Annotated in this window: 3 protein-coding genes; all 3 read right to left on the bottom strand. The window is 37.3% G+C overall.

Annotation, left to right across the window (positions count from 1 at the left end; translation table 11 throughout):
* On the bottom strand, positions 1-722 hold a 722-nt coding region (locus HRT72_04870; GenBank protein ID NQY67040.1), incomplete at its 3' end, for a transketolase family protein.
* Positions 722-2,152, bottom strand: a complete 1,431-nt coding sequence (locus HRT72_04865) for a VWA domain-containing protein (GenBank protein NQY67039.1) — start codon at positions 2,150-2,152, stop codon at positions 722-724. The genes HRT72_04870 and HRT72_04865, both read right to left, overlap by 1 nt.
* Positions 2,142-2,247, bottom strand: a 106-nt coding sequence (locus HRT72_04860) for a transketolase (protein NQY67038.1), incomplete at its 5' end; no start/stop codon positions are given. The genes HRT72_04865 and HRT72_04860, both read right to left, overlap by 11 nt.

The following is a 2,247-nucleotide window of genomic DNA, read 5'->3' as shown; positions in this document are numbered from 1 at the left end:
GCTAGAATAGCTTTTTGGTCCAAAGGTTTTATCGTATGCATGTTTATTATTTCAGCGCTAATTCCTTTCTCTGCTAATATTGCTTCAGCTTCAATGGCTTTCCATACGAGATGCCCTGTAGCAATAATTGTAACGTCTGTTCCTTTTATTAGTACGTCAGCTTTCCCTATTTCAAACTTCTTACCCGGAACTGTGAAATTTGGTACTTTGGGCCTTCCGAATCGTAAGTAAACAGGACCTTCAAATTCAGCAATGGCAATTGTAGCTGCCTTTGTTTCGTTATAATCTGCTGGGCAGATAACTGTGAGATTTGGAAGCATTTTCATCATACCAATATCTTCTAAGACCTGATGGGTAGCACCATCTTCACCTAAAGTTAAACCGGCATGTGAAGCACATATTTTAACATTCTTCTCACTATAGGCTACTGATTGTCTAATCTGGTCATAAACTCTACTTGTAGAAAAGTTTGCGAATGTTCCAGTAAATGGAATTTTACCTCCAATTGTCATTCCAGCAGCAATACCAATCATATTAGCTTCCGCAATACCCACTTGAAAGAATCGGTCGGGAAACGTCTTTTCAAAATCGTCCATTTTTAATGATCCAGTTAGATCCGCACATAACGCAACTACGTTTTCATTTTTAGCGCCTGCTTCTGATAATCCTGCTCCAAATCCAGAACGTGTATCTTTCTTTTCAGTGTATGAAATTTTTGTCATTATAAATTAAGTTTGATGCTTACTGATTTACCTGATTGAATTTTAAAACTCTTTTCTATTGTATAGATTGATTTTTTTGCTGCCTTTGACCGGAAAATAACTCTATATCTTCCAGGTTGTAATGAAAGGGTTTCCCTTGTTAGTTCGTCTTTTAAATTACATACCCATATCAATTCATTCTCTTTTTCAACGTATACACTTCCATATCCTATAGTTGTACCACTGATTATAGCCAATCCTGGAGATGGTATAAATACAGTGGTAGTGTGGCTTTGTGAGACTTTTACATCCTTAATAATTACTCTCGGCAAACTTAATATTTCAATGTCATATTTCCCAACGAGGTATCTCACCGTTTCACCTACTTCTTGAATATTAATGGTTTCCATTAATCCATTTTCCCTCATTATGCAAGTGTATTTTTTGCTTTTGGCAGTACTAAGTCCACCTTGTTTAATTTGAATGTCTCCTTGAGCGGCATCTACTCCAATTATATTATGTCGACCGGATCTTATATCAATATTCTTTTTTTCTAAGCCAGGAATAGTATGTACTACCATTCTGTATTTACTAAGAGGGTCTAAATAGATCGTATCAGGAATGCCTTTGCCATCGAGAGTATGCATGTAGTTGTATTTAATAATTCCTGTTTCGTTGTCGTAAAATGTCATGTTAACATTTGTTTCGCTTGGCTCACCATGAACATCTAGTAGGTTTACTTGAGTTGTAGTTCTGTTCAAGGCTTGGTTAACAACAATGTTAAGAGCGTACCTAAATGTTTCCTCGTTAGAAGCATCGAAGTAGTTTCCTACACATTTAAAAGTTTCTTTAAATGATAAGTCTAACCCAATGCCGATTACAAATGGCTTTAAAACAATTCCTCTTTTTTGAAGCATGAGAGAAACTGCGCAAGGATCTTCATCGCATGCTTCGAGACCATCGGTGATAAGAATGATAATATTTCGACAATTGGTACAAGGTGTAAAATCGGCTCCAGCTTTTTCTAGGGATCTCGCAATCGGAGTTGTGCCCTTTGGTTGGATGGCATCAATTTTTTTCTTGATCTTGGCGAACTGGTTAGGTCCAAACGGAACTTCCAGTCTCGTGTCATCACAATCTTGAGGCGGTACTAGACTTTGGTGTCCGTACACTCTTAATGCCACATGTAGATTATCAATAGTCGAAAGACTATCCATCGTCTCTTTTAAAAGCTTTTTAGCAGTGGTGATCTTCTTTCCACCATCTTTCCAAGATGCCAGCATGCTTCTCGATGCATCAAAAACAAAAAGGATTCGGGTAGTTACTTCTTCTGAAGGATTGTGTTGCGCACGAGTTGTCTTTCCTGCAAGAAGAATAAAAGAAATGAGGAATAAAAAGGCGAAGCTGCGTAAGGCAGTATATGATTGAAAGAATTGATCTTTAATAGTCACCTAAAGTTTCGCTTAATTGATTAAGGGCATCAGCTAATTGTTCATTGTTAGGAGCGATGCCATGCCAAGAGTGATCTTTCATCATGAAATCAACT

Source organism: Flavobacteriales bacterium (assembly GCA_013214975.1).
Classification (GTDB): domain Bacteria; phylum Bacteroidota; class Bacteroidia; order DT-38; family DT-38; genus DT-38.
Note: the sequence above shows the minus strand (reverse complement) of the source record. Positions and strands in the feature narration are given on the sequence as shown.